At 64.5% G+C, this 1,355-nt stretch carries 1 protein-coding gene and 1 pseudogene; both read left to right on the forward strand.

Going from position 1 to position 1,355, the window contains the following annotated elements; translation table 11 throughout:
- A partial coding sequence (locus C0V97_RS17950; RefSeq protein WP_408860503.1) for a TerC family protein occupies positions 1-274 on the forward strand: 274 nt, incomplete at its 5' end.
- A pseudogene (locus tag C0V97_RS17955) lies at positions 261-1,355 on the forward strand (hypothetical protein); the annotation flags it as partial. The gene C0V97_RS17950 and the pseudogene C0V97_RS17955, both read left to right, overlap by 14 nt.

A 1,355-nucleotide genomic window follows, 5' to 3' on the forward strand; every position in this document is an offset into this window, starting at 1 on the left:
GGGCCAGGCAATCTTCCGGATCAYCCTCGCGGATCTGTCCATGGGCCTCGATAATGCCCTCGCCGTTGCGGGGGCGTCACTCGGGCATCCTTACGTGCTTGTGACTGGTCTCGCCTTTTCGGTCGTGCTCATGGGGGTTGCCGCCACTCTGGTGGCCCGATTGCTCGAGCGCTATCGCTGGATCGCGTGGTTGGGTCTTGCGATCGTCGCCTTCGTGGCATGCGAGCTGATCTATAAGGGGAGTATCGAGGTGGTCCATCATGTTGCGGGTTAAGTCTCTTCTCCTCGCTGGCACCTTTCTTCTTCTCGGCGGATGCTCTTCCCACGCGCAGGAACCAGAAGCCACCGCGCCCTCAAGCGAGACGTTGGGCACTGCCGATACTCCGCAGGACGCTCTGACCCCGGCAGTCCCGACACGCTTCGACAACGTCGCGAGCAGGCTCGATATGTGGCTGGCTCTTGTGGAGGCGAGCACGCCCCCTTCGGCACGCGCCTATGCCGATTTTCTCGATATCACTCCCGCCTGGCCCGAGCGGGGTACGATGGTGGCCCGCTACCAGGCAGCCCTTGCCACACGCGCCAGTGACGCCGAGCTGCCTAAGCTTTGCCCCCGTGAGCCACTCACAAACGTCCAGGCCTTCATCCGCTGTGCCTCCCTTCTTCCGGACGCAGCCAGTCAGGCAAGGCGCATCTGGCGCAATGGTGCCGACAGGGAAACGGATTCGAGCCTGATCCTTGCCGAATACAGCGCGGCCCTCACCCCGGACGATCACTGGGCGCGCTTCCAGCGTCAGCTTCGTACGCGGCAATTCTCGGCCGCTACTCGTCAGGTGCCCCTGCTCGCTCCCCAGAAGCAGGCGCTGGCGAGCGCACTGATCGCTCTCGCCTCGAACGCTGCTGATGCAGAGGTGCAGTTCGTCTCGCTGCCCCCCTCTCTTCAATCCGACCCACAGGTCCTTCTGGCGCGCCTTCGGCAGATGCGCCGCGCCGGCGATCTTGCCGGTGCCTATGCCCTCTGGCAGTCAACGGGTTTCGCCGCCCAGAAAGCCGCACCTTCCGCCGACTGGACGACCGAACGCCTTGGGCTCGCCCGAGCGTTTCTGATGCAGGGCAACGTCCCCCAGGCGCGCAGTCTTGCAGATGATGCGACCCTTGCCCCCCCGATCACGGCCAGTCTTGAAGCACGCTTCCTGCGCGGCTGGATCGACCTGCGCTTTCTCAAAAACCCGTCCCAGGCGCGCGAGGCCTTTACCCCCCTGTCGAGACAGACGAGCCTGATCACGAAAAGCCGGGGTTATTACTGGCTCGGGCGCGCCTATGCCGCCGAGGGAGATACGGCGCAGGCAGGCAGCGCG

Origin of the sequence: Asaia sp. W19, from assembly GCF_003994335.1 — a bacterium.
In the GTDB taxonomy this organism is placed as follows: domain Bacteria; phylum Pseudomonadota; class Alphaproteobacteria; order Acetobacterales; family Acetobacteraceae; genus Asaia.